We start from the raw sequence: 25,307 nt of genomic DNA, 5'->3' as shown, positions 1-25,307 counted from the left end.
ACCTATTTACATAAACATCTTATCGAACCCGCCATGTACGATGTCAATACCCACGATGTCCGCCGCTTTTTCGCCCGCGTGTGGCAGCAGCGGCTCAATCCGCTGCAATTGGGCGCGTTGGAACAGAAAGCCCTCCGCATTGTCGAGGCCCATCCCGAATACCACCGCTATCTCGAACATATCGAAGACCATCTGGACACCGACTGGCTGCCGGAAAACGGCGAAAGCAACCCCTTCCTGCATATGTCGCTGCATCTGTCCGTCCAAGAACAGGCGGGCATAGACCAGCCGCACGGCATACGCGCAATCCACGACACCCTGTGCGCCAAACGCGGCTGGCCGGAAGCCGAACACGAAATGATGGAGGCACTGGCGGAAACACTGTGGACGGCGCAACGCTACGGCACCGGTTTGGATGTCAATTTCTACATGACCCGACTGCGCAAACTCATCGGCTTGGGTGCAGAGGATCGAGCCAGGTTGAACCCGCATGAAATCGCCTGACCATACCGACCGCCTGCAAAATGCCGTCTGAAGCGGAACAACCCCTTTCAGACGGCATTCATTTTCCCCAAATCATTTCCACAACGCGCGTTTCAGCATAATCAACCAATCCTTCTTATCCAAAACCGGACGTTGTGCAAACACATCGTAGCCGCACGCGTCCAGTTTCTGCAAAATCAACTGCGCCCCCAACACAATCATACGGAGTTCCAAACCGATACGCCCTTTCAATTCGCGAGCCAAAGGCGAACCCGCCTTCAGCATACGGAATGCGCGCCGGCACTCATACGCCATCAGCCGCTGAAATGCCGCATCCGCCCGTCCTGCCGCAATCTGTTCCTCAGAAACACCGAATTTCAACAAATCGTCCTGCGGAATATAAACCCTGCCCTTTTGCCAATCCACAGCCACATCCTGCCAAAAATTCACCAGTTGCAAAGCCGTACAAATGCCGTCGCTTTGCGCCACGCACACCGCATCCGTTTTCCCGTACAAAGCCAGCATAATGCGTCCGACAGGGTTGGCGGAACGCCGGCAATAATCGGCCAGCTCGCCGAAATGCGCGTACCGTGTTTTGACCACGTCCTGCGAAAACGCCGAAAGCAAATCATAAAACGGCTGCAAATCCAAACCGAACGGCACAACGGCCTCGGCATCCAATCGTGCAATCAAAGGATACGCCGACCGGCCGCCCGATGCCAACACGTCCAACTCGCGCCGCAAACCCTCCAACTTCGCCAACCTGGCTTCAGACGGCATACTGCCCTCGTCCGCCATATCGTCCGCCGTCCGTGCAAACGCGTACACCGCATGAACCGGCTTCCTCAACCTGCGCGGCAAAATCAGCGAACCGACGGGAAAATTCTCATAATGCCCAACCGACATACCTTCTCCATCCATCAAACAAAATGCCGTCTGAAACGGAACAAACCCTTTTCAGACGGCATCAGATACCTCCAAGCTGCCGGCAATCAGTGGTGGTGATGACCGTGCGGACCGTGGACATGACCGTGTGCGATTTCCTCATCGGATGCATCGCGCACGCTTTCAACCGTAGCCTTAAAGCGGATTTTCATGCCTGCCAAAGGATGGTTGCCGTCCACCACCGCCTTGCCGTCGGCAACATCGGTTACACGATAGACGACAACATCGCCGGTTTCAGGATCGTCGGCTTCAAACATCATGCCGACTTCGACTTCAACAGGGAACACGCCCGCATCTTCAATACGGACCAACTCCGGATCCTGCTCGCCGAACGCATCGTCGGGCGAAAGTACCACATCGACCGTATCGCCGGCATCCTTGCCGTGCAACGCCTCTTCCACCAAAGGGAAAATGCCGTCGTAACCGCCGTGCAGATACGCAATCGGTTCTTCGGTTTTGTCCAAAAGCTGATTGTTGGCATCATACATCTCATAATGCAGCGAAACCACGGAATTCTTCACGATAGCCATATTTGTCCTTTCAGGAACAGCAGATTGATTACAGGCGCATTCTAACACAACCGCCGCGCCGGCCGATTACCGTTAACCTGTTCATAAACTGTACGGCACATATTTCAATGTAAATTTTTGTTATTTTATTGTGGTGTAACTTTTTTACAACATTCTCAAAAACCATTCCGACCCGTCTGCCGACTTCCCCAATCCGCCTTAATAAATCATACAAGATACTGAATTATATTAATCTCTATAATATTCATCCCTATCGATTTTTTAACAGCAAAACCGTTTTACAGGATTTATCATTCGTCCGGCGGAAAAACTTTTCATTCAAACCTGCTTTCCCATTTGCACACCGTTGCAATCCCCTATTTCGTGGTGCATAATTACGCAAAATTCAGCAATGAATTTTCAACTTGGTTTGTAATGATGGTCGATAATGACTGTTTTACCCTAATTTGATTTAAATTGATTTTAAAGGTTACTAAAATGAAAACATCCCTGTTTGCCGCTGCTTTGTTGTCTTTGACCCTGGCCGCCTGCGGCGGAGAAAAAGCCGCTGAAGCTCCTGCTGCCGAAGCACCTGCCGCCGAAGCTCCCGCTACTGAAGCTCCTGCTGCCGAAGCTTCCGCTACCGAAACTCCTGCTGCCGAAGCTTCCGCTACCGAAACTCCTGCCGCTGAAGCTCCTGCTGCTGAGGCTTCCTCTACCGAAGCTCCCGCTGCTGAAGCACCTGCTGCCGAAGCTCCTGCCGCTGCATCTGAAGCTGCAAAATAAGCATTTTTCGCTTGCAAAAAAGCAGGATACGTTCAGTATCCTGCTTTTTTGATTTTTCAGACGGCATCAGATTCCCTTCCTCAATCTCCTCCCTACCCTTCCGACAAACATGCTTGACCTGCATACCGAATTTTCCCGACTCCTGCCGGCAGATGAAATTACCGAACCTTCTCCGACGCTTTTAAAAGACCGGCGCAACCGCTTTACGTCTGCACCAGACATCATTTTGCAGCCGCGCAGCGTTGAAAGCGTTCAAACCATAATGCGCTTTTGCCACCAACACCATATTTCGGTAACTCCTCAAGGCGGCAATACCGGTTTGTGCGGCGCGGCAGTATCGGAAAACGGCGTATTGCTGAACCTTTCCAAACTCAACCGCATCCGCAGCATCAATTTGTCAGACAACTGCATAACCGTCGAAGCAGGTTCCGTACTCCAAACCGTCCAACAGGCAGCCGAAGCCTCAAACAGGCTGTTTCCACTCAGCCTCGCCAGCGAAGGCTCGTGCCAAATCGGCGGCAACATCGCCTGCAATGCCGGAGGTTTGAACGTATTACGCTACGGCACAATGCGCGACCTGGTTATCGGTTTGGAAGTCGTCCTCCCCAACGGCGAACTGATTTCCCATCTTCACCCGCTACACAAAAACACCACGGGTTACGATTTGCGCCATCTGTTTATCGGCAGCGAAGGCACACTGGGCATCATCACTGCCGCCACGCTCAAGCTTTTTGCCCGTCCCTCGGACAAAGCAACGGCATGGGTCGGCATACCCAACATCGAATCCGCCGTCCGCCTACTGACCGAAACCCAAGCGCACTTTGCCGAACGCCTATGCAGTTTTGAACTGGTCGGACGTTTTGCCGCCGAGTTGTCTTCCGAATTCAGCAAACTCCCCCTGCCGACACATTCAGAATGGCATATTTTACTTGAGTTGACTGACTCATTACCCGACAGTAACCTTAATGATCGGCTCGTCGAATTTCTTTATAAAAAAGGATTTACCGACAGCGTGTTGGCACAATCCGAACAGGAACGTGCAAATATGTGGACACTGCGCGAAAACATTTCCGCCTCCCAACGCAAACTGGGCACCAGCATCAAACACGATATTGCCGTTCCTATCGGGCGCGTTGCCGACTTTGTCCGCCGGTGCGCCAAAGATTTGGAACAGAATTTCAAAGGCATACAAATCGTCTGCTTCGGACATCTGGGCGACGGCAGCCTGCACTACAATACTTTCCTGCCCGAAATCCTCAGCAATGAAGTCTATCGTTACGAAAACGACATCAACAGCACAGTCTATTGCAACGTTCTTGCCTGCAACGGTACAATTGCTGCCGAACACGGCATAGGTATCATCAAAAAACAGTGGCTGGACAAAGTACGCACCCCTGCCGAAATCGCCCTGATGAAAAGCATCAAACAACACCTTGATCCATATAACATCATGAACCCGGGCAAACTTCTTCCATAAATAACTGATTTAAAATGAAATTATAGGAAATATCATGGGAATGACAGCAACCTATCAACTGGTCGATAATGAAAAACTGGCTTTGCTTAAAAACACCGATACCGAATGGCAAGAATTGTTTGAAGAACTGGAAGATTTGGAGGATGAGGCTGCCGTCTGTCTCGACATCGATAAAATGTGGGATGTTTTGCATTTTGTACTGACCGGAACAAGTGCAGAAAATCCCTTAAAGGGCAATCTGTTATCCGAATCAATCGTCGGAACGACACCCATTTCGGACGGCGACGGATACGCCGCTTATATCGAATCCGCCCAAATCCATGAAATCGTCTCAGCTTTGGAAGGCTTCGACATAAAAAGCGCAATGGAGCATTTCAGTATGCAGGTGTGCAAAGAGCATCATATCTACCCCGACATTTGGGATTATGAAGATGAAATTGATGATATAAAAGAAGAAATTACCGACTACTTTTACAAAATCGGCAATTTTTACAAAACCGCCCAGCATTCAAATAGCAATGTACTGGTCAGCATTTACTAAATATATTTCAAACATCACGGAAACTTTAATGAAGACAAAGTACGGAATCGCACTCAAGGAAACCTAGGTATTTCAACCTGGGAGACCATCATGAGTAAAAGTTACAGAAAACACCCCTTTTCCCCTATAACCACGGCAGTCAGCGAAAAACAGGACAAACGTCATGCTAACCGGAAACTACGGAGAATAGCGCGCGAATGTCTGAAACAAGGAAAAGAACCACCCCACCATATCAGGGCAGTCAGCAACGTTTACGATTTCGCCAAAGACGGGCATTTCCGTTTTTCCGCTTCCCGTCATCCGCATCTTTTACGCAAATAGAAAACAGGGCAACCGCCCTGTTTTTCCGTTTCGTATTTCAACACCATTGTCCAAACAACCGTCAGACGGCATTGTTCAAATGCCGTCTGAAACCGCATCCCCCATCAGCGCGTATGCTTAATCAACCGCTGTTTCTCGCGTTTCCAATCCGCCTCTTTCATACTCTGGCGTTTGTCGTGCTGTTTCTTACCTTTTGCCAAACCGATTTCCATCTTGATTTTTCCGCGTGAAAAATGCAAATCCAGCGGCACGATGGTGTAGCCGGCACGTTCGGTTTTTCCGATTAACTTATTGATTTCAGACTGATTCAACAAGAGCTTGCGCGGGCGTACGGCATCCGGTTTGATGTGTGTCGAGGCTGTGGGCAACGCGGTAATATGGCAGCCGACCAGATAAAACGCATCTTTTTTCCAATAGATATAACTCTCTTTAAGCTGTACGCGCGCGGCGCGGATTGCTTTGACTTCCCAGCCTTCCAATACCAAACCGGCTTCAATCCGGTCTTCAATAAAAAAATCGTGAAATGCTTTTTTATTGTTCGCAATAGCCATAAACATCCTATCAATATCCGCCGTCAGACGGCATAAATCCGAAAACAGAACCCATCATACCGCCTCTTCAACCGCCTGCACAATCTTCTCTGGATACAGCCTGTTGAGGCAGTCGGTATGCCCCAACGGACATTCACGTTTGAAACAGGGCGAACATTCCAAATGTAGGCTGACGATTTTCGCCCTGTCGCTCAAAGGCGGCGTATGCGTCGGGCTGGAAGAACCGTAAACCGCCACCACCTTCCTGCCCAAAGCTGCCGCCAAATGCATCAGCCCGCTGTCGTTACACACAACCGTATCTGCCAACGACAACAAGTCCATTGCCTGCGACAAATCGGTTTTGCCGCACAAATTGACACACATGCCGTCTGAAAGGCGGTTGATTTCCTCGGCGATTTCATCATCTTTTTGCGAACCGAACAGCCAAACCTGCCAACCCGCCGCCGAATAATGTTTGCCCAACTCGGCAAAATGCTTTGCCGGCCAACGCTTTGCCGGCCCGAATTCCGCGCCCGGACAAAAAGCCAGAACAGGCTTTCCAAGATTCAAACCGAAAGTTTCGACAGAAATTTCCCGCCGCCGTTCATCAATGGAAAACTCGGGGAATCCCGAATGCCCGTCAAAATCTTCCTGACTCTGATGCGCGAGAGCCGTATACCGGTCCACCATCAAAGGCAGACGTTCCTTATCCAGCCTGCGTATATCGTTCAATAGAAAATAACGGCTTTCGCCGACATAACCCGTTCTTTTTCCGATGCCCGTTGCCAGCGCGATGACTGCCGATTTCAAAGAACCCGGCAACACGATAACCTGATCGTATCCGCGCCGCCCCAAATCCCTGCCGACCCGCCAGCGGCGTTTCAACTCCAACGCACCGTGTCCGAACGGATTTTCAAGAATCTCATTCACTTCAGGCATACGCTCAAACACCGCCATCGACCACTTCGGCGCGAACACATCAATCGTGCAACCGGGGTGAAGTTCCTTCAAACGGCGGAACAAGGGCTGGGTCATCACGCAGTCGCCTATCCAACTGGGGGAAATAATCAGGATTTTGATGGACATAACAAGAAACCGAAATCAGACAGGCGGAATTTTACCGCGAAACCGTTGGAAAACCTATCTTGCCGCATTCCGAACGCCGGACGTGCAAATATGAAAAAGCCCGAACATTCAAGTTCGGGCTTCAAAATTCTGGCTCCCCGACCTGGGCTCGAACCAGGGACCTGCGGATTAACAGTCCGTCGCTCTACCGACTGAGCTATCGGGGAATGGGGCGTATTATAGCGTCCGCAAAAAATGTGTCAATCCTTAATTTTGTCCAAACGGGTAACAAAACTACAAATATATGAATGGAAAAGATATTTAGCCAAATATGCCGTCTGAACGGGAAAACCGGCTTCAGACGGCATATTGGTTCAAGTCAAACAATATGGAAGAAACCGCCGTTACACGCAATTACAGCCGTCATCATTCCGTATTTATATTAAGATTACGCCTTGAGATTACGGACAACAGACAGGAAAACAGGATGAGTATCGAACTGGAACAACGCGCTTCTGCTTTGGGCATCAGCTTGGGGTTTCACGACATCGGCGGCGTATATCGCGCCACGCCGCCAGAGGTATGGGAAACGATAGCCGACACCTTGCAGAAAGACAGTGTTTCAGACGGCATTTATCTCGACACGCTGGCAGCCCGCGAACACGGATGCGAAAATCTGACCCTGCCGTCCGCATGGTCGGACGAAACGGAAACCGTTTTGGAAGATGAAAACGGCACACATCGGGTTTTACCCCTCAGCCGCGACGACCACGGCACGCTCCGACTCGCCCTGCCCGACCTCCCTTGCGGCTACTACACCCTTTCGTGCGCTGCCGGAAAAATCCGTCTGATTGTCGCACCGCAATCGGTTTACAGGCCGCCCGAACCAAACTGCGGCGCAAGAATGAACGGGCTGACGGTGCATCTGTACAGCCTGCGTTCGCACCGCAACTGGGGCATAGGCGACTTTACCGATTTGCAGAACCTGATGGCTTATGCGGCAGAGAAAAAGCTGGATTTCGTCGGCATCAATCCGCTGCACGCGCTTTTCAGTGCCAAGCCCGCCTTTGCCAGCCCGTACAGCCCGTCTTCGCGCGAATGGCTCAATCCGATTTATCTCAATGTGGAAAAAGTCGGGGCGTTTTCCTACAGCGAAACCCTGAAAAACCGTTTTGCCCAAGAAAAAATGCAGCGGCGCATTGCCGCACTGCGGATTACCGATACCGTAACCTACACGGCGGTTTGGGCGTTCAAACGCGAAGCTCTTCAGGCGGCATTCCAAGCATTTGAAACCGAACCGTGCGAAGCCGCCCAAAAGGAACGTGCGGCTTTTGCCGCATTTGCGGAAGAAAAAGGAGCGGCACTGTCGGGATTCGGGCTGTTTGAAGCCCTCGACCAATATTACGGCGGCTGCGACGGCATAGGCTGGCAATCCTGGTCTGCCGAGTTTCACAACCCCGACGGAGAAGCCGTCAAAAACTTTGCCGCCAACCACGGACACGACATCCGTTTTTATATGTGGCTGCAATGGCTTTGCGCGGAACAATGGTACAAAGTGCAGGAAACGGCGGTCAGACTCGGCATCAAGTTGGGGATTTACGGCGATTTGGCGGTCGGCGTGGCGCGCGGCGGCGCGGACACTTGGTTAAACCGCCAAGATTATTGTATGGATATGTCTGTCGGCGCGCCGCCCGATCCTTTGTGCCCGACGGGGCAAAACTGGGATTTGCCGCCGCTCAATCCGATAATGCTGAAGCACACGGGTTATGAGAAGTTCGCCCGGCTGCTGCGTGAAAATATGCGGCTTTACGGCATCTTGCGTATCGATCATGTGATGGCTCTGTACCGCCTGTGGTGGATTGCAGGCGGGACAGCGGATTTCGGCGCGTATGTGCATTACGATGCGGACGTGATGTTTGCCATTTTGGCTTTGGAAAGCCGGCTGAATCAATGCGTCGTCATCGGCGAGGATTTGGGGACGGTACCCGACCGGGTGCGTGATTTGTTGAACCGTTATCAGGTGTTTTCTTATAAGGTCGTGTATTTCAGCAAAGGCAGGCACGGTTTTGAATTGCCCGATGAATATCCCGAACAGGCGATTACGGTCGTCAGCACGCACGATGTTGCGCCTTTGGCGGGCTATTGGAACGGCAAAGATTTGGAAACCATGTACTGCCTGGGCACGATTCCCGATGCGGAAACTTTTCAGACGGCATTGGAAGCGCGCGAACACGACAAGGCAGACCTGTTCGACAAGCTTAAACAATGCGGCTGTTCGGACAAAGACAGCACAATGCCGTCTGAAATGACGGAAGGGCTGATGTCCGCCATCCACAAATATGCCGCGATGAGCCGCAGCAGGCTGTATGCGGTGCAACTGGAAAACCTGCTGGGCGTGGGCGACAACCTGAATGTGCCGGGCGTTGCCGAGGGTTATCCCAACTGGGCGCGCAAAATGCCCGTCGCGCTGGAAGACTTTGCAGATTGCCGAACCATGACCGCCCAACTTGCCATGATTGACGGAGTCCGTATGAAAAAGAACTGCCCAACCCTTTCCTACCGCCAACCCGACCAAGCCGAACGCGACACGGTTGACAGCCTGTTTTTTGCGACCCACGGCGACGTATTCGCCTATTTGGGACGGCACCGCCTTCCCGAAGGCGGCGAAGTCGTGCGCGTTTTGATTCCCGACGCTTCAGCAGTAGATATTGTCAACCGTGAAAGCGGCGGACTGATTATGCCGTCTGAAAAAATCGATGAGCGCGGATTCTTTGTCGCCGTACTGCCCGACGATGCGCCCGATTACGCGCTGAACGTCTATTACGGCGGAAACGGCAACCCCGTGCGCGAAGAAGACCCCTACCGCTTCCCGTCGGCATTGGAAGAAATGGATTCTTGGCTGCTGGCGGAAGGCAGACACCTGCGCCCTTATGAAACTTTGGGCGCGCATTTTGCCGAGTTGGACGGTGTGAAGGGCGTACGCTTTGCCGTATGGGCGCCAAACGCCCAACGCGTTTCCGTCATCGGCGAATTCAACCACTGGGACGGCCGCCGCCATGTGATGCGTTTCCACCGCGACAATGGTATTTGGGAAATTTTTATTCCGGCAGTCAAACCCAATACCCTCTACAAATTTGAAATCCGCGATGCCGGCGGCAATGTGCGGCAAAAAGCCGACCCGTATGCCTTCGGTGCGGAGTTGCGTCCGAATACCGCGTCTGTCGTGCGCGGTTTGCCGGAAAAAGTCGAAGCCCCCGACTTCCGCGCCCGCGCCAACGCCGTTGATGCGCCCATCAGCATTTACGAAGTGCATTTGGGCTCGTGGAAACGCAATCCCGAAAACAACTTCTGGCTGACTTACGGACAGCTCGCCAAAGAACTGGTCGCATACGTCAAAGACATGGGCTTTACCCATATCGAACTCTTGCCCGTCTCCGAATACCCGTTTGACGGCTCGTGGGGCTATCAGGCGACCGGATTGTATGCGCCGACCAGCCGTTTCGGTTCGCCCGACGAATTGCGCGCCCTGATTAAAGCCGCCCACGACGAAGGCATCAGCGTCATCCTCGACTGGGTGGTCGGACACTTCCCGACCGACGACCACGGGCTTGCCAAGTTTGACGGCACTGCGCTGTACGAACACGCCGACCCCCGCGAAGGTTTCCACCAAGACTGGAACACCCTGATTTACAACTTCGGCAGGAACGAAGTCAAAAACTTCCTGCAAGGCAACGCCCTGTATTGGATAGAACGTTTCGGCTTCGACGGCATCCGCGTGGATGCGGTGGCTTCGATGATTTACCGCAACTACTCGCGCAAAGACGGCGAGTGGATTCCGAACCAATACGGCGGTCATGAAAACCTCGAAGCCATTGCCTTCCTGCGCGACACCAATACGATGTTGAAAGAGGAAGTTCCGGCTGCGACGGAAATTGCCGAAGAATCCACCTCCTTTGCCAACGTAACCCGTCAAGAAGGCTTGAACTTCAGTTACAAATGGAACATGGGCTGGATGAACGACACCCTGCGCTACATGATGGAAGACCCCATCAACCGCAAATACCACCACGACAAAATGACCTTCGGCATGATGTACCAGTACAGCGAAAACTTCGTCCTGCCGCTCTCGCACGACGAAGTCGTACACGGCAAACGCTCGCTGCTCGGACGGATGCCCGGCGACTGCTGGCAGCAATTCGCCAACCTGCGCGCCTACTACGGCTTCATGTACGGCTTCCCCGGTAAAAAACTTTTATTTATGGGCAACGAGTTCGCGCAAGGCAGAGAGTGGAACTACAACGAAGGACTGGATTGGTTTTTACTCGAACAAGAAGGCGGCCGGCACAAAGGCGTGCAAGACTTCGTGCGCGATTTGAACCGCGTCTATAAAGACACCGCGCCGCTTTACCAATTGGACCAATGGCCGGAAGGCTTCGAGTGGCTGGTTGCCGACGACGGCGACAACTCTGTATTCGTCTTCGAACGCCGCGACCGCGAAGGCAACCGCGTCATCGTCATCAGCAACTTCACGCCAGTGGTGCGCGAAGGCTACCGCTTCGGCGTGAATTCTGCCGGCGGATACCGCGAAATCCTCAATTCAGACGGCCTGCATTACAAAGGCAGCGGCGTTTCTGCCGGCGCAACATTGGAAACGGAAGAAGTTTGGTCGCACGGCAAACCAAATTCCCTGTCCGTAACCGTACCGCCGTTGGCAACGGTTTACCTGTATCAGGCGGCACAAAGCCAAACCGGGGCGGAAAAAACCTCCGATGCCGTCTGAAAGGCGGACGGGGCTTGAACCCCTCAAGCCCCGTTGTCCGCCGCGCCCGTCAAAACAATGCCGTCTGAACTTCGCCGCGTTCCAAAGCCAGTAAAAACTGTTTGCGGTTCAACCCGCCCGCGTAGCCGGTCAGTTTGCCGTCGCTGCCGATGACGCGGTGGCAGGGAATCAGGATGGACACTTTGTTCTGCCCGTTGGCGGCGGCAACGGCGCGGACGGCTTTGGGCTTGTCCAAACGCTGCGCCTGCTCCTTGTAGCTGCGCGTTTCGCCGTAAGGAATCGCCAAGAGCGCGTCCCACGCCTGCTTTTGAAACGCCGTACCAATCATTTCCAAGGGCGTGGCAAAGGTTTTCAGACGGCATTGAAAATACAAATCCAATTCCTGCCGCAGAAGTTGCGTCCGCTCATCCTCCCGAAACACAAACCGTCCGCGCAAAGCTTTTTGGACGGCGGTAATTTCCTGCTCCATATGCTTCTGCCCGACAAATTCCAGCAAACACAAACCCCTGCTACCGAACACCGCCAGCATCTCGCCCAACGGCGTGGCAATGGCGGCGGAGGTCAGTTCGTTCAAGCTGTCAGGATAACGTGCTTCCAACATGCGGATGGCGCGGCGGATACGGACATATTCTTCAGGCGCGCAGCCGATACGGTCGATAAAATCCTGCTCGAACTGCTTGGCTTCGTGTTCCGTCAGATTGGGATACGGCATGACTTCACACTCAAAAACTTGGGTTTCGAGCCAATGGCGGATTTCATCCCATTTTGACGGCAGATTGTTTAAGGAAGGCAGGGTAATCATTCGTTTGCTCCGTATCCCTATCATGGATTTGCCGGCAAAATCCCCAATTTTTGCCATTCCCGCACGCCGGCGCAGGAACGGGCTATAACGTAAATCTTGAGGGTCAAGTTGCGGCAATTCCTAAATATTCGATATTTCCAAAGCCTCAAGGAAAGGAATTAAAGATTTCAGACGGCCTGCAAAGGGTCGTCTGAAACCACGGATTTTTGCATTTGCGCATTTCGGCACATCATCCAACCGTTTCGGCACATTCCTGCCGCCGTTGACAGCCTATAATGAATCCACTTATTCATCAAGCAAAGGAATCACCTATGCGAACCCGCATCCTCTCCGCCGTACTGCTGGCTTTTTCAACCGCTACCTTTGCCGAGGGCGCATTCACGCTGCAATTCGACAACCCGTCCAAAGACGGCGGCTTCACGCAAAACCAGCTTTTGAGCGCGCCTTACGGCTTCGGCTGTTCGGGCGGCAATGCTTCGCCCGCGCTGTCGTGGAAAAATCCGCCCGCTGGGACAAAAAGTTTCGTCCTGACCGTTTACGATAAAGACGCGCCGACCGGTCTGGGCTGGATGCACTGGGTGGTCGCCGACATTCCCGCCGATGTCCGTCGCCTGCCCGCAGACATTACCGCGCAAGGCGGCAGACTGCCCAAAGGCGCGCTGCAAACCCGCACAGACTTCGGCACTCCGGGCTACGGCGGCGCGTGTCCTCCCGAAGGCAGGAAACACCGCTACGAATTCACGCTCACCGCGCTGAAAGTCGCCAAGCTGCCGAACATCACCGCCGAATCCACGCCCGCGCTGGTCGGTTTTTTCACTAAGGCAAACAGCTTGGGCGAAGCGAAATTCACGGTCGAACACCGACGCTGACCTGCCCCCCGTGCCGATATGCCGCCGGCTCCGCTTCCGAGCGGACCGCCGACGGTACGCAACCGAACCGCTCTTTGAAGCGCGCGCTGAAACGGGACGGGCAACCATAGCCGACCGCGCCGGCAATCTGCGCCACCGGCCATTGCGTAACCTGCAACAGCATCAGCGCGCGCATCATGCGTACATCCGTCAGCAGCGTACGGAAATTCGTGTCCTGCCGCGCCAACCGCCGCCGCAACGCGGCCTCGCTGCAATTAAGCCGCCGCGCCAGCATCGCCGACGACCAGTCCGCAGCCATATCGGCGGTAATCAGTTTGCGGATTTGCCGCATCAGGTTGCCGCCTCCGTACACGGAAAAACCGATGCCGTCATGCTGCAACCACGCCAACACGCCGCAAAGCGCGGCCTCTGCCGCATTGTACGGCACTTCTTCATCCGCCAACACCGCCGCCGCATAATCAAACGCCGCGCCCATACGCCCGGGATGCGGCAGCTTCACCGCATCGCACACTACCTGCGCCGTCCCGTATTGTGCGGCGAACCTTTCTACGGTTTCCTGTTCGAAAGCAATCCATTGCGCCTGATAGAGGCCGTCTGAATCGGGAATATTGATGACGTCAAACGTCTGCCCGCCTGCCAAGGCGACCGCCTCACCCGCCGCAATCCTCAATTCGCACCCCGCCCACCGCAGCTTCTTGCATCCGCGCCGCACGATAACCACGGTTGGTTCATGTACCGCCACGCTGCGGTACAAGGCGGTATGATGTTGCACGATGCCGCCTAAAGCACCCAATCGTTCACGCGTATGAAAGTAATTTGACGGCACGGTTATATTCCTCAATGTTTCAACACACAGGGCTGCACATAAGGCACAGCCCTGTTTACCCTGATTTGGAAGGGGTTATTTCCCCAAAAATAAACCAAAATTCTACTGCCCTGAAAGGTCGGGTTTCAACCATATTCCGTCGGCGTGCCTGCAACTTGGCTCCCTCCCCTGTGGGGGAGGGTTGGGGAGAGGGTAAAACGGGGCAGATACAGACAATATTTCCGTTGCCGCCTCGATGCCCTCTCCCCAACCCTCTCCCTAGCCCTCTCCCACGGGAGAGGGAATGGATTGCCGTTCAAATAAATCGTCCTACATAAAAATCAATGCGTTATCTCAAACCCACGTTAGGTTTAAGCAAATGGTCGGACATCCGTATTCGGCAAGCAATCTGCTTTCAGACGGCATTTCCAGCCAACAAGCGCGCCAATATCCCCTCATACACCGCCGACAGCTTCGGAATATCGTCCAGCCGCACGTTTTCGTTGATTTGGTGGATGGTGGCATTGGACGGGCCTAATTCGATGAGTTCTTTCGCAATGGCTTTAATGAAGCGTCCGTCCGAAGTGCCGCCGGTGGTGGACAATTCGGTCTCTACGCCGCAGGTTTCGGCAATGGCGGCGCGTGCCACGTCGGTCAGTTTGCCCGCGTGGGTCAGGAAGGGCTGTCCCGAGCACGACCATTGCAAATCGTATTGCACGCCGTGTTTGTCCAAAATGGCATGAACGCGTTGTTTCAGCCCTGCTTCGGTGGACTCGGTGGAGAAGCGGAAATTGAATTTGACGTTCAGCTCGCCCGGAATGACGTTGGTCGCGCCTGTGCCGCCGTTGATATTGGAAATTTGAAAGCTGGTCGGCGGAAAGTATTCGTTGCCTTCGTCCCAGACTTCCTGCGTCAGCTCTAACAAGGCCGGGGCAAAAGTATGCACGGGATTGATTGCCAAATGGGGATAGGCAATATGGCCTTGCTTGCCTTTGACGGTCAGGTTGCCCGACAGCGAGCCGCGTCGGCCGTTTTTAATCATATCGCCCAATTTGTCCATGGCGGTCGGTTCGCCGACGATGCAGTAGTCGATAAGCTCGTTGCGCGCTTTCAATACATCGACGACTTTGGTCGTGCCGTCCAGCGCGTCGCCCTCTTCGTCGGAAGTAATCAGGAGCGCAATGCTGCCTTGGTGGTCGGGATGTTCGGCAACGAAGCGTTCGCAGGCGGTAACGAAGCAGGCGATGCCGGTTTTCATGTCCGCCGCACCGCGCCCGTATAATCTTCCGTCGCGCTCGGTCGGCTCGAACGGGGGCGAATCCCATTTTTCAACGGGGCCCGTCGGCACGACGTCGGTATGCCCTGCAAAACAGACGACGGGAGCTTTCGTGCCGCGTCGCAACCAGATGTTTTTGGTGTTGCCGAAATGGAGTTCTTCAGCCGCAAAACCGATTTTGTGCAGGCGTTCGGCAAGCAGTTTTTGGCAATCTCGGTCGTCGGGGGTAACGGATGGGCGGGCAATCAATTCTTTGGCGAGTTCTAGGGATTGGGTTTCGGTCATTTTTCGGCTTTTCTGTTTGAGATGCCGTCTGAACGGAGTTTCAGACGGCATTTGATGTTGAATGGAACGGGCTAACGATAGCGAAGCGGGTTCTTCAGGTCAAGCACCATGACACGCTTCGTAAAGCGGCAGCAAGTCTTCCACTGTTTCGGCTATCCATTTTGCCACATCCTGCCTGCCCAAATCGTCGCGCTCGATGTGTTTGCCGATGCAGAAAAAGTCTTCGTCGTTTTGCAACTTTCGGTCGGATTCATTTTGCTGCGCGACGGTGCGGTAGTCGTCATATTCGCTTTCCGCACCGTGCCACATATCGAATACGGCGTATTTTTCGGTATCAAAATTATCCAACCAACGGTTGTAATCAAGCAGCGCGATGGGGGAAACATCGGCTTTATAGCAGTGCCAATCCAAGCTGACACTCAAACGGCGGCGGTTGAGCAAAATCGACAAAATCGCTGCGGAATTTTTATATTGTTCGTATTTGAAATAGGCAAAGAAGTGGGCGCGAACCTGCCAGCCGTTACACCAGCGTTCGATATGCGGCGGTGCAAACGGCGCACCCAATTCGGCGGCAACCTGCCGGATCAGCTGCTGCCATACCTGCCAGTTTTCTTTATAGTCGGCTTTGATTTGCGGAATGCTTTCGGGCTGGTATTTTTTAAGCTGGGAAAATTGGAAAAACGGGATATTGAACAAATCGCAGCTTTTCGGGGTCAGCATAATATATCCTTGAGACGATTGTTTCAGACGGCATTATTTGCGGCGGCGTGCGGCCATGATTTCGCCGATTTCGGTCAGTTTCTCTTTGGGGATAAACATCTTGCCCATGTCGAACAAGGGTTCTTCAATCGCCAAATGCACATCGTAACCTGCCACAAAGCGTTTGAACGCTTCCGCATCGGGAATATAGGCATTGTCTGCTTCGAGTTTGGCAAATTCGGCAGCCACGGCATCCCAGTTGCCATGTAGGCTTACATGTTGGCGCAAAAGCTCGTCCACGCTTTCTTGGGCTTGCGGCGCATATTGCAGCAGGAGCGGGAAGAAGTTTTCTTCTTCGTCTTCATGGTGCAGCGGCGCGGCAACGTTGAAATACTGGGCGATTTGGCGAATGGTTTGCAAAACAATCTGATTGCAGCCGTTTTTGGCGATATAGTCCGACAGCATGGCGACTTGTCCGCAGAAACGGCGCACTTTGCCGTGGCAGGCATACAGCATTTCAATCGGTTCGGCAAAGGTAACGCTTTTGGTTTCAAACGGATTCATGGTTTTTAGGTTTTATTCTTAAATTAACGTTTCCAGATTATAACAAAACAGCCTGCGCAAGGCAGGCTGTCTGTTTTCAAGCTTTAGACGGATTAGTCAACCAAAGTAACTTTACCGTTCATCAAAGCACCGTGACCTGGGAAGGTACAAGCGAATTTATATTCGCCGCCGGCCAATTTAGCAGGATCCAGAGTCAGGGAAGCTTCTTCGCCGCCGCCAATCAGTTTGGTATGGGCAACAACGCGTGCATCATCAGGTTTAACATAATCGGTATCGGCAGCACCTACGCCGTCTTTAAATACGCCGTCCATGTCTTCAGCTTTGGCAATCACGAGGTTGTGACCCATGCTGGCTTTGGGTTGCGTACCGGTATGTTTCAGAGTGATGGTGAACTCTTTACAAGCCTTGCTGACTTGGATGTCTTTGGTGTTGAACTGCATATTGTCGTTGGCTTCAACAGTAGTTGCACAGTTGCCGGCGGCAGGTGCGGCTGCGGCATCAGCCGGTGCAGCCTCAGAGGCTGCAGGTGCTTCAGCGGCAGGAGCCTCAGAAGCTGCAGGAGCCTCGGCAGCAGGTGCAGCAGGTTCTTGAGAGCAGGCAGCCAAACCGATAACGGCAGCAGAAATCAGAGCCAGATAAGCTTTCATAACAAATCTCCAATTGATGAAATTGTGTTAAATTTTACGAAAATTAAAATGCAACCGATATTAATAAACCTTAAAAAAGGTATGGCAACGATTGCATAAACAGATGTCTCAGTGCGGTATTTTGCTACAAACTTTACTTGAAATCAAAGCCTGTTTATAAGTTTACACCAGTTTACCCAAAAAACAGGAAGACTCACCTTAAGACTATGTATTTAGTATTAGATTAACCACTAATTTACTTCACAAATTAACTAAAATTTACAATTTTCCGAAAGTAAATTTTATGCACCGTGTTTCCTGACCAATTCCGCCAAAGCTTCTGCCAATTCAGGATGTCGCTTTTCCAGCCTGGCTGCCGCCGAATCAAAACTTTCCAATGCAGCTTTGCTCAAGTGTAAATTATTCGTTTTCGGCCGACTTTCCGGCTTCGGTACAACCTTAACCGAAACAGACCGTATTGCCTCATCCAAACCGGCCAATTGCGGCAGAACTGACGGCACAATCATCTTCAAACGCGATGCCGCCATATTGTTTGCCGCCAAAAGGATAAGCCTTCCATCTTCGATGCATGCCGTCTGAAAGTGCGGATGCAGATTAGGGGGAAGCAATTTTTTTACCGCAGCATCCAAACGCCGCCATTTCTCCGCCTGTTTCAAAAGCTCCGAAAGCAGTGAATCCTGCCTGCCCAGATGTTCCAGATTCATAAAACGCACACCCCGAAAGATTGAAATACCGCGAACGCGCCTTTATTTCAGACGGCATTAGCACTTTACGCAACCGCTTGTGTTAAAATTACGTTTTCGCCAACTATTATATCAGGCGTAGGAATTATTCATGCTGACAAACATCGCTAAGAAAATTTTCGGCAGCCGCAACGATAGGCTGCTCAAACAATACCGCAAATCCGTTGTCAAAATCAACGCACTCGAAGAACAAATGAAAGCCTTGAGCGATGCGGATTTACAGGCCAAAACAGCCGAATTCAAACAACGCCTGGCCGACGGACAGACTCTGGACGACATTTTGGTCGAAGCCTTCGCCGTCTGCCGCGAAGCATCCCGCCGCGTGCTCGGCATGCGCCACTTCGATGTGCAACTGATCGGCGGCATGGTGCTGCACAACGGTAAAATCGCCGAAATGCGCACCGGCGAAGGTAAAACCTTGGTCGCCACCCTTGCCGTTTATCTCAACGCACTTGCCGGTAAAGGCGTGCACGTCGTTACCGTCAACGACTACCTCGCCTCGCGCGACGCAGGCATTATGGAGCCGCTCTATAATTTCCTCGGTCTGACCGTCGGCGTGATTATTTCAGATATGCAGCCGTTCGACCGTCAAAACGCCTACGCTGCCGACATTACCTACGGTACGAACAACGAATTCGGCTTCGACTACCTGCGCGACAATATGGTAACCGACCAATACGACAAAGTGCAGCGCGAATTGAATTTTGCCGTTGTCGATGAAGTGGATTCCATCTTGATTGACGAAGCGCGCACTCCGCTGATTATCTCCGGCCAGGCGGACGACAACATCCAGTTGTACCAAATCATGAACACCGTCCCGCCCCACCTCGTCCGCCAAGAAACCGAAGAAGGCGAAGGCGACTACTGGGTAGATGAAAAGGCGCATCAGGTCATCCTGAGCGAAGCAGGTCACGAACACGCCGAGCAAATCCTGACCCAAATGGGATTGCTGGCAGAAAACGACTCCCTCTATTCCGCCGCCAATATCGCCCTGATGCACCACCTTATGGCGGCATTGCGCGCGCATTCCCTCTTCCACAAAGACCAACATTACGTCATCCAAGACGGCGAAATCGTCATCGTGGACGAATTCACCGGCCGGCTGATGGCCGGCCGCCGCTGGTCGGAGGGTCTGCATCAAGCCGTCGAAGCCAAAGAAGGCGTGGAAATCAAACGCGAAAACCAAACCCTTGCCTCCATCACCTTCCAAAACTATTTCCGCCTGTACACCAAGCTCTCCGGCATGACCGGTACGGCAGATACCGAGGCTTTCGAGTTCCAAAGCATCTACAACCTCGAAACCGTCATCATCCCGACCAACCGCCCCGTACAGCGCAAAGATTTCAACGACCAGATTTTCCGTTCCGCCGAAGAAAAATTCGAAGCCGTCGTTAAAGACATTGAGGAATGCCACAAACGCGGGCAGCCCGTCCTCGTCGGTACGACCAGCATTGAAAACTCCGAACTGGTATCCAAGCTGCTGACCCAAGCCGGACTGCCGCACAACGTCCTCAACGCCAAAGAACACGAACGCGAAGCGCTGATTGTCGCCCAAGCCGGCAAAGTCGGCGCGATTACCGTTGCCACCAATATGGCGGGACGCGGTACGGACATCGTTTTAGGCGGCAACCTGAAGCACCAAACCGATGCCATCCGTGCCGACGAAAACCTGAGCGACGAAGAGAAACAGGCACAAATCGCCGCACTCGAAAACGGCTGGCAGGCAGAACACGATAAAGTAATGGAAGCAGGCGGTTTGCACATCATCGGCACAGAACGCCACGAAAGCCGCCGTATCGACAACCAGTTGCGCGGACGCTCCGGCCGTCAGGGCGACCCCGGATCCAGCCGTTTCTACCTCTCCTTTGAAGACCCACTGCTGCGCCTATTCGCACTCGACCGTGCCGCCGCCATCCTCAACCGCCTCGCACCCGAACGCGGCGTCGCCATCGAACACAACCTGCTGACGCGCCAAATCGAAGGCGCGCAACGCAAAGTCGAAGGCAGAAACTTCGATATGCGCAAACAGGTTTTGGAATACGACGACGTTGCCAACGAACAGCGCAAAGTCATTTACAGCCAGCGCAACGAAATTCTGACCAGCAAAGACATCAGCGACCTGATGAAGGAAATCCGTTTTGATGTCGTCGGCGGGCTTGTAGGCCTCTATATGCCACCGGAAAGTATGGAAGAGCAGTGGGATATTCCGACCCTGGAAAACCGTTTGGCTGCCGAATTCAGACTGCACGAAGACATTCAGTCCTGGCTGAAAGCAGACAATACAATTGACGGTCAAGACATCAAAGAGCGCCTGATCGAACGCATCGAAAACGAATATGCCGCCAAAACCGAACTGGTCGGCAAGCAGGCGATGGCGGATTTCGAGCGCAACGTGATGTTGCAGGTCATCGACAACCAATGGCGCGAACACCTCGCCGCTATGGACTACCTGCGCCAAGGCATACACCTGCGCAGCTATGCCCAGAAAAATCCGAAGCAGGAATACAAACGCGAAGCCTTCACGATGTTCCAAGACCTGTGGAACGGCATCAAATTCCATATTGCTTCCCTGCTTACCTCGGTTCAAATCGAACAAAACCCTGTCGCGGCGGTTGAAGAGCAACCCGTCGGCAACATCCAGTCCATCCATTCCGAATCGCCCGATATGGAAGAACTTTTGGGTCAGTCGCAAACCGATCTGGTTACCGAAGCCTTTAATCCCGATGGGACGGATTTCAGCCCCGAAGCCTTGGAAGCGCGGGGGCAAATCGTCCACCGCAACGACCCCTGCCCCTGCGGCAGCGGTTTGAAATACAAACAATGCCACGGCAAATTGGCTTAAGCGTTTGAACGCAAATGCCGTCTGAACATCCCGCTCCCGTTTCAGACGGCATTTTGCCTGAATCGCCGTATCCGACCGATAATCCGAAAACTCCTGATTTGATACCATCCGAACTAAAAACAGGCATCCGCCCCGCCGAACTATGATTCCATCCGACTTCATTGACGAACTTCTAGCCAAAGTCGATATTGTCGATATTATCGACGAGCAGGTTCCGCTGAAAAAAGGCGGGGCGAACTATATGGCGTGTTGCCCGTTCCATAAAGAAAAAACGCCGTCGTTTTCGGTCAGTCCGACCAAGCAGTTTTATCATTGTTTCAGTTGCGGGGCGCATGGTTCGGCGATTGGTTTTGTGATGGAGCATCAGGGGCTGTCGTTTCCGGAGGCGGTACAGTTTCTTGCCGACCGCGTGGGCATGGTTGTGCCTAAAGTGCGTGGGCAGAACGATAATCCCGAAGTCCGTGCCGAACGTAAGAAAAAACAGCAGACGCTGGAGGAAACGACGGCTGCAGCGGCTGATTTTTACGCGCAACAGCTAAAATTCAATCCAGCGGCAAAAACCTATTTGGACAAGCGCGGTTTGAGTGCGGAAGTCATCGCGCATTATGGTTTGGGCTATGCGCCCGACGGCTGGCAGCCTTTGGCGCAAGTGTTCCAACCATATCCGAATACCGCGTTGGTGGATACGGGGATGGTGATTGACAATGAGGGGCGGTATTACGACCGATTCCGCCATCGGATTATGTTCCCCATCCGCAATCCGCGCGGGCAGGTAATCGGTTTCGGCGGCAGGGTGCTGGACGACTCCAAACCCAAATATCTAAACTCTCCCGATACACCTTTGTTTGACAAAGGGAAAAACCTTTACGGCTTGTATGAGGGGCGTGCCACTGTAAAAGAGGCAGGACGGATTTTGGTGGTCGAAGGCTATATGGACGTGGTCGCGCTGGCACAGTTCGGCGTGGGCTACGGTGTGGCGGCCTTGGGCACGGCAACAACAGCTGAACACGTCAAAATCCTAATGCGTCAGGCAGACAGTATTTATTTCTGTTTCGACGGCGACAGCGCGGGGCGAAAAGCGGCTTGGCGCGCGCTGGAAAACGCGTTGCCGCAGTTGAAAGACGACAAATCGCTGCATTTTTTATTCCTGCCCGAGGAACACGACCCCGACAGTTACATCCGCGCCTACGGCAAAGCGCAATTTGAAGATGCGCTGTTGAATCAAAGCAAGCCTTTATCGGAGTATTTCTGGGAACATCTTTCAGACGGCATTAATCTCAATACGCAGGAAGGCAAGGCGGAATTGGTGAAAACTAGTTCGCCACTTTTGGCGCAGATTACCGCGCCGGCATTGGCTTATTTGTTAAAACAACGGCTTAGCGAACTGGTCGGCATCGACCCCGACAACCTCGCGCAACTGCTGGGACAGGAAGCGCCGAAGCGGCACGTCAAACAAAAAAGCTACAAACTGCCGCCGATTTCCGTCAAACAGCCCGTTATGCCGACATTGGTGCAACGGCAAATCCGCAGCCTCTTGATAAATCCGGATTGGGCTGCATATATAGACCTGCCCGATTATCTGGCGTTGGACGGCGATTTCGCCTGCCTTGCCAACCTCGCCGAAACCATTAAAAACTATCCTTCCGTGCCGGCAACCGCACAGGTTTTGGAACATATGCGCGGTTCGCCCTACGAAGAAACAATCAACCGCATCTTCCGGTCGGCCCTTCAATCGGAAGAAATGGAAGGCGGCGGCGAAGAAGATTGCGAAAACTTCCAAATCGGCATCAAAAAACTGCTCAATGAGTTAAAATACAGCCAAATCGAAACATTAAAACAAAAAAGCCTGCAATCCGGCTTAAATGAAAGCGAGAAAAAACTTTTGCTGTCGCTGCTGACCGCAAAACAAAATTGACCGGCGGATTCCGCCATCCGTAAACCGTTATGCCGTCTGAAAAGCATTCACCCCGGCTGCAACAACGACACCTGCAGAACACCCATCCCAAAAAGCCTTCAGACGGCATCAGAGTACCCTACTCTGCCACGCCTTCAGGTGCGTTCAAACGCAAACCGTCGGCACCTTACCAACAGAAAGCAGACAATGTCCAGAAACCAAAATCACGAAGAATATCAAGACGACACCCGTCCGTTAAGCATTGAAGAGCAACGCGCGCGCCTGCGTCAGCTCATCATCATGGGTAAAGAACGCGGCTACATCACCTACTCCGAAATCAACGACGCCCTACCAGACGATATGTCCGATGCCGACCAAATAGACAATATCGTCAGCATGATTTCCGGTTTGGGCATCCAAGTTACCGAACACGCCCCCGATGCGGAAGACATATTGTTAAGCGACAATGCCGCCGTTACCGACGATGATGCCGTTGAAGAAGCCGAGGCCGCCCTTTCCAGTGCAGATTCCGAGTTCGGCAGAACCACCGACCCCGTCCGTATGTATATGCGCGAAATGGGGCAGGTCGACCTGCTGACCCGCGAAGACGAAATCATCATCGCAAAAAAAATTGAAAACGCCCTGAAAAATATGGTTCAGGCCATCTCCGCCTGCCCGGGATCCATTGCGGAAATCTTAGAACTCATCGAAAAAATCCGCAAAGACGAAATCCGCGTCGACGAAGTCGTAGAAGCCATTATCGACCCGAATGAAGTATTGCTCAACGAATTGGGCTTGGGGCACTTGGAAACCACAGTGCCCGAGAAACCTTCCAACGACAATTCGGATGAAAACGAAGACGACGAAGAGTCGGAAGAAGATGCGGATGAAATCTCGGCAGCCAATCTCGCCGAATTGAAACAAAAAGTCATCGGCCACTTTGCCCAAATCGAAAAAGACTACAAAAAAATGATCGGCCGTTTGGAAAAACACCACAGCCGGCACAAAGACTATCTCGCCTACCGCGATGCCATCGCCAACAAACTTTTGGAAGTCCGCTTCGCCACCCGCCAAATCGACAGCCTCAGCAGCAGCCTGCGCGGAAAAGTAGAAAACATCCGCAAACTCGAACGCGAAATCCGCGATATCTGCCTTGACCGCGTCCATATGGAACGCGACTACTTCATCCAAAACTTCCTGCCCGAAATCACCAATCTGCAATGGATTGAAGAAGAAATCGCCAAAGGCAGGGTCTGGAGCGACGCACTCGACCGCTTCCGCCACGCCATTCTCGAAAAACAAACCGAGTTGGCAGATATGGAAAAAGAAACCCGCATTTCCATCGAAGAGTTGAAAGAAATCAACAAAAATATGGTGTCGAGCGAAAAAGAAACCGCAGCCGCCAAGCAGGAAATGATTCAGGCAAACTTGCGCCTCGTGATTTCCATTGCCAAAAAATACACCAACCGGGGTTTGCAGTTCCTTGATTTGATTCAAGAAGGCAACATCGGCTTGATGAAGGCGGTCGATAAATTCGAATACCGACGCGGCTACAAATTCTCCACCTATGCAACCTGGTGGATCCGTCAGGCGATTACCCGCTCGATTGCCGACCAGGCACGCACCATCCGTATCCCGGTGCATATGATTGAAACCATCAACAAGATGAACCGCATCTCCCGCCAGCACCTTCAAGAAACCGGCGAAGAACCAGATTCCGCCAAACTTGCCGAACTGATGCAGATGCCCGAAGACAAAATCCGCAAAATCATGAAAATCGCCAAAGAGCCGATTTCGATGGAAACCCCGATCGGCGACGACGACGATTCGCACTTGGGCGACTTCATCGAAGATGCCAACAATGTTGCGCCGGCCGATGCGGCAATGTACACCAGCCTGCACGAAGTAACCAAAGAAATCCTCGAAAGCCTGACACCGCGTGAGGCAAAAGTCCTGCGTATGCGTTTCGGCATCGATATGAACACCGACCACACGCTGGAAGAAGTTGGCAGACAGTTTGACGTAACGCGCGAACGCATCCGTCAAATCGAGGCAAAAGCACTCCGCAAGCTGCGGCATCCGACAAGAAGCGACCGTTTGAGAAGTTTCTTGGACAGCGAAGACAGCAAGCTGTAAACCAAAAAACCGCAGGTTCAAAATACCTGCGGTTTTTTTCTTACACAATAAACAACGCTTCCAGATACCCCACACTCCTATCCTGTTTCCCCAGCAACGCCGGCTGGCAAATCTCCACCAGCGAGCAGGCTTTGCAGCGTTTGCCGTAGTCGGGCGGAGGAGTTTGGCCGCTGTTTAGAAGTTCGCGCACGGCGGCGATGGTGGCGAGCGTTTGGGCGCGCAGGTCATCTGAAAACACGACGGGGACGCGGTGGCGGGTTTGCATATACCACAGCGCGCCCTCAGAGATAGTTTGCCCCGTCATTTCT

General features: G+C 52.8%; 22 protein-coding genes and 1 tRNA gene. 10 read left to right on the top strand and 13 right to left on the bottom strand.

Features of this window, described 5'->3' with window-relative positions; translation table 11 throughout:
- Positions 1–33 precede the first annotated feature (33 nt).
- Entirely contained in the window at positions 34–504 is a 471-nt protein-coding gene (locus Q9I99_RS02155) for a DUF1841 family protein (protein WP_301668088.1), read from the top strand.
- Between the two features lie 72 nt (positions 505–576).
- Here Q9I99_RS02155 and hpnC read toward each other — a convergent pair whose 3' ends face one another.
- Both hpnC and Q9I99_RS02145 read right to left on the bottom strand, forming a co-directional pair.
- Entirely contained in the window at positions 577–1,389 is an 813-nt protein-coding gene (gene hpnC / locus Q9I99_RS02150) for a squalene synthase HpnC (RefSeq protein WP_301668205.1), read from the bottom strand.
- 86 nt (positions 1,390–1,475) lie between these two features.
- Entirely contained in the window at positions 1,476–1,958 is a 483-nt protein-coding gene (locus Q9I99_RS02145) for an FKBP-type peptidyl-prolyl cis-trans isomerase (protein WP_101130028.1), read from the bottom strand.
- A gap of 477 nt (positions 1,959–2,435) precedes the next feature.
- On the opposite strand from Q9I99_RS02145, the gene Q9I99_RS02140 reads away from it, so the two are divergent.
- The 3 genes from Q9I99_RS02140 to Q9I99_RS02130 all read left to right on the top strand — a co-directional run bounded on the left by Q9I99_RS02140 (position 2,436) and on the right by Q9I99_RS02130 (position 4,741).
- Positions 2,436–2,723, top strand: coding sequence for a hypothetical protein (locus tag Q9I99_RS02140; protein ID WP_301668087.1), 288 nt, complete (start codon positions 2,436–2,438; stop codon positions 2,721–2,723).
- 109 nt (positions 2,724–2,832) lie between these two features.
- Positions 2,833–4,200, top strand: coding sequence for an FAD-binding oxidoreductase (locus tag Q9I99_RS02135; protein WP_301668086.1), 1,368 nt, complete (start codon positions 2,833–2,835; stop codon positions 4,198–4,200).
- Between the two features lie 34 nt (positions 4,201–4,234).
- The gene (locus Q9I99_RS02130) at positions 4,235–4,741 is read left to right on the top strand and encodes a YfbM family protein (protein WP_301668085.1); all 507 of its coding nucleotides are present in this window, start codon (positions 4,235–4,237) and stop codon (positions 4,739–4,741) included.
- A 425-nt stretch (positions 4,742–5,166) separates the two neighbouring features.
- Here the strand turns inward: Q9I99_RS02130 and smpB are convergent, their stop codons facing one another.
- The 3 genes from smpB to Q9I99_RS02115 all read right to left on the bottom strand — a co-directional run bounded on the left by smpB (position 5,167) and on the right by Q9I99_RS02115 (position 6,884).
- Positions 5,167–5,613, bottom strand: a complete 447-nt coding sequence (gene smpB, locus Q9I99_RS02125) for an SsrA-binding protein SmpB (protein WP_002229688.1) — start codon at positions 5,611–5,613, stop codon at positions 5,167–5,169.
- Positions 5,614–5,667: 54 nt separating this feature from the next.
- The gene (waaF, locus tag Q9I99_RS02120; RefSeq protein WP_301668084.1) at positions 5,668–6,678 is read right to left on the bottom strand and encodes a lipopolysaccharide heptosyltransferase II; all 1,011 of its coding nucleotides are present in this window, start codon (positions 6,676–6,678) and stop codon (positions 5,668–5,670) included.
- A gap of 130 nt (positions 6,679–6,808) precedes the next feature.
- Positions 6,809–6,884 (bottom strand) — tRNA-Asn (locus Q9I99_RS02115).
- Between the two features lie 260 nt (positions 6,885–7,144).
- Between Q9I99_RS02115 and glgB the strand changes: the two genes are divergently transcribed.
- The gene (gene glgB / locus Q9I99_RS02110; RefSeq protein WP_301668204.1) at positions 7,145–11,437 is read left to right on the top strand and encodes a 1,4-alpha-glucan branching protein GlgB; all 4,293 of its coding nucleotides are present in this window, start codon (positions 7,145–7,147) and stop codon (positions 11,435–11,437) included.
- A gap of 49 nt (positions 11,438–11,486) precedes the next feature.
- On the opposite strand, the gene Q9I99_RS02105 is transcribed toward glgB, so the two are convergent.
- Positions 11,487–12,296, bottom strand: coding sequence for a methylated-DNA--[protein]-cysteine S-methyltransferase (locus tag Q9I99_RS02105; RefSeq protein ID WP_301668083.1), 810 nt, complete (start codon positions 12,294–12,296; stop codon positions 11,487–11,489).
- Between the two features lie 254 nt (positions 12,297–12,550).
- Between Q9I99_RS02105 and Q9I99_RS02100 the strand changes: the two genes are divergently transcribed.
- Positions 12,551–13,108 (top strand): YbhB/YbcL family Raf kinase inhibitor-like protein, encoded by a 558-nt coding sequence (locus tag Q9I99_RS02100; protein ID WP_301668082.1) that lies wholly within the window; start codon positions 12,551–12,553, stop codon positions 13,106–13,108.
- On the opposite strand, the gene Q9I99_RS02095 is transcribed toward Q9I99_RS02100, so the two are convergent.
- The 6 genes from Q9I99_RS02095 to Q9I99_RS02070 all read right to left on the bottom strand — a co-directional run bounded on the left by Q9I99_RS02095 (position 13,086) and on the right by Q9I99_RS02070 (position 18,088).
- Positions 13,086–13,901, bottom strand: a complete 816-nt coding sequence (locus Q9I99_RS02095; protein ID WP_301668203.1) for a helix-turn-helix transcriptional regulator — start codon at positions 13,899–13,901, stop codon at positions 13,086–13,088. The genes Q9I99_RS02100 and Q9I99_RS02095 overlap by 23 nt on opposite strands.
- Before the next feature lie 427 nt (positions 13,902–14,328).
- On the bottom strand, positions 14,329–15,474 hold the full coding sequence (gene dapE, locus Q9I99_RS02090; protein ID WP_301668202.1) for a succinyl-diaminopimelate desuccinylase: 1,146 nt from the start codon (positions 15,472–15,474) through the stop codon (positions 14,329–14,331).
- A 99-nt stretch (positions 15,475–15,573) separates the two neighbouring features.
- Complete coding sequence (locus Q9I99_RS02085; protein WP_301668081.1) at positions 15,574–16,194, bottom strand: glucose-6-phosphate 1-dehydrogenase family protein; 621 nt, start codon at positions 16,192–16,194, stop codon at positions 15,574–15,576.
- A gap of 33 nt (positions 16,195–16,227) precedes the next feature.
- The gene (locus Q9I99_RS02080) at positions 16,228–16,737 is read right to left on the bottom strand and encodes a hemerythrin domain-containing protein (RefSeq protein ID WP_301668080.1); all 510 of its coding nucleotides are present in this window, start codon (positions 16,735–16,737) and stop codon (positions 16,228–16,230) included.
- 92 nt (positions 16,738–16,829) lie between these two features.
- Entirely contained in the window at positions 16,830–17,384 is a 555-nt protein-coding gene (gene azu, locus Q9I99_RS02075) for an azurin (RefSeq protein ID WP_050388281.1), read from the bottom strand.
- Positions 17,385–17,665: 281 nt separating this feature from the next.
- The gene (locus Q9I99_RS02070; protein ID WP_301668079.1) at positions 17,666–18,088 is read right to left on the bottom strand and encodes a DciA family protein; all 423 of its coding nucleotides are present in this window, start codon (positions 18,086–18,088) and stop codon (positions 17,666–17,668) included.
- A gap of 130 nt (positions 18,089–18,218) precedes the next feature.
- Here Q9I99_RS02070 and secA point away from each other — a divergent pair, with 130 nt between their 5' ends.
- From secA to rpoD, 4 genes are all read left to right on the top strand, one after another.
- Positions 18,219–20,969 (top strand): preprotein translocase subunit SecA, encoded by a 2,751-nt coding sequence (gene secA, locus Q9I99_RS02065; protein WP_301668078.1) that lies wholly within the window; start codon positions 18,219–18,221, stop codon positions 20,967–20,969.
- A gap of 14 nt (positions 20,970–20,983) precedes the next feature.
- Positions 20,984–21,115 carry a hypothetical protein gene (locus Q9I99_RS02060; RefSeq protein WP_276317063.1) on the top strand — a complete coding sequence of 44 codons (132 nt, stop codon included), beginning with the start codon at positions 20,984–20,986 and terminating at the stop codon, positions 21,113–21,115.
- Complete coding sequence (dnaG, locus tag Q9I99_RS02055; protein ID WP_301668077.1) at positions 21,112–22,884, top strand: DNA primase; 1,773 nt, start codon at positions 21,112–21,114, stop codon at positions 22,882–22,884. The genes Q9I99_RS02060 and dnaG overlap by 4 nt, the downstream gene beginning before the upstream one ends.
- Positions 22,885–23,070: 186 nt before the next feature.
- On the top strand, positions 23,071–24,999 hold the full coding sequence (gene rpoD / locus Q9I99_RS02050; RefSeq protein WP_301668076.1) for an RNA polymerase sigma factor RpoD: 1,929 nt from the start codon (positions 23,071–23,073) through the stop codon (positions 24,997–24,999).
- 40 nt (positions 25,000–25,039) lie between these two features.
- On the opposite strand, the gene Q9I99_RS02045 is transcribed toward rpoD, so the two are convergent.
- On the bottom strand, positions 25,040–25,307 hold a 268-nt coding region (locus Q9I99_RS02045; protein WP_304666178.1), incomplete at its 5' end, for a CRISPR-associated protein Cas4.

The sequence above is a fragment of the Neisseria basseii genome (genome assembly GCF_962707005.1).
Classification (GTDB): Bacteria; Pseudomonadota; Gammaproteobacteria; order Burkholderiales; family Neisseriaceae; genus Neisseria; species Neisseria bergeri.
The sequence above is the reverse complement of the archived record's forward strand: the minus strand, read 5'-3'. Positions and strand labels throughout refer to the sequence as shown.

Excerpts from the sequence above, each read along its gene's own strand:
- rpoD (WP_301668076.1), top strand. The coding sequence starts at position 23,071 with ATGTCCAGAAACCAAAATCACGAAGAATATCAAGACGACACCCGTCCG.
- dnaG (WP_301668077.1), top strand. The coding sequence starts at position 21,112 with ATGATTCCATCCGACTTCATTGACGAACTTCTAGCCAAAGTCGATATT.
- azu (WP_050388281.1), bottom strand. The coding sequence starts at position 17,384 with ATGAAAGCTTATCTGGCTCTGATTTCTGCTGCCGTTATCGGTTTGGCT.
- Q9I99_RS02085 (WP_301668081.1), bottom strand. The coding sequence starts at position 16,194 with ATGCTGACCCCGAAAAGCTGCGATTTGTTCAATATCCCGTTTTTCCAA.
- Q9I99_RS02135 (WP_301668086.1), top strand. The coding sequence starts at position 2,833 with ATGCTTGACCTGCATACCGAATTTTCCCGACTCCTGCCGGCAGATGAA.
- Q9I99_RS02060 (WP_276317063.1), top strand. The coding sequence starts at position 20,984 with ATGCCGTCTGAACATCCCGCTCCCGTTTCAGACGGCATTTTGCCTGAA.
- Q9I99_RS02070 (WP_301668079.1), bottom strand. The coding sequence starts at position 18,088 with ATGAATCTGGAACATCTGGGCAGGCAGGATTCACTGCTTTCGGAGCTT.
- waaF (WP_301668084.1), bottom strand. The coding sequence starts at position 6,678 with ATGTCCATCAAAATCCTGATTATTTCCCCCAGTTGGATAGGCGACTGC.
- Q9I99_RS02140 (WP_301668087.1), top strand. The coding sequence starts at position 2,436 with ATGAAAACATCCCTGTTTGCCGCTGCTTTGTTGTCTTTGACCCTGGCC.
- Q9I99_RS02130 (WP_301668085.1), top strand. The coding sequence starts at position 4,235 with ATGGGAATGACAGCAACCTATCAACTGGTCGATAATGAAAAACTGGCT.
- smpB (WP_002229688.1), bottom strand. The coding sequence starts at position 5,613 with ATGGCTATTGCGAACAATAAAAAAGCATTTCACGATTTTTTTATTGAA.
- Q9I99_RS02080 (WP_301668080.1), bottom strand. The coding sequence starts at position 16,737 with ATGAATCCGTTTGAAACCAAAAGCGTTACCTTTGCCGAACCGATTGAA.
- Q9I99_RS02105 (WP_301668083.1), bottom strand. The coding sequence starts at position 12,296 with ATGGCAAAAATTGGGGATTTTGCCGGCAAATCCATGATAGGGATACGG.
- dapE (WP_301668202.1), bottom strand. The coding sequence starts at position 15,474 with ATGACCGAAACCCAATCCCTAGAACTCGCCAAAGAATTGATTGCCCGC.
- Q9I99_RS02155 (WP_301668088.1), top strand. The coding sequence starts at position 34 with ATGTACGATGTCAATACCCACGATGTCCGCCGCTTTTTCGCCCGCGTG.
- secA (WP_301668078.1), top strand. The coding sequence starts at position 18,219 with ATGCTGACAAACATCGCTAAGAAAATTTTCGGCAGCCGCAACGATAGG.
- hpnC (WP_301668205.1), bottom strand. The coding sequence starts at position 1,389 with ATGTCGGTTGGGCATTATGAGAATTTTCCCGTCGGTTCGCTGATTTTG.
- glgB (WP_301668204.1), top strand. The coding sequence starts at position 7,145 with ATGAGTATCGAACTGGAACAACGCGCTTCTGCTTTGGGCATCAGCTTG.
- Q9I99_RS02100 (WP_301668082.1), top strand. The coding sequence starts at position 12,551 with ATGCGAACCCGCATCCTCTCCGCCGTACTGCTGGCTTTTTCAACCGCT.
- Q9I99_RS02145 (WP_101130028.1), bottom strand. The coding sequence starts at position 1,958 with ATGGCTATCGTGAAGAATTCCGTGGTTTCGCTGCATTATGAGATGTAT.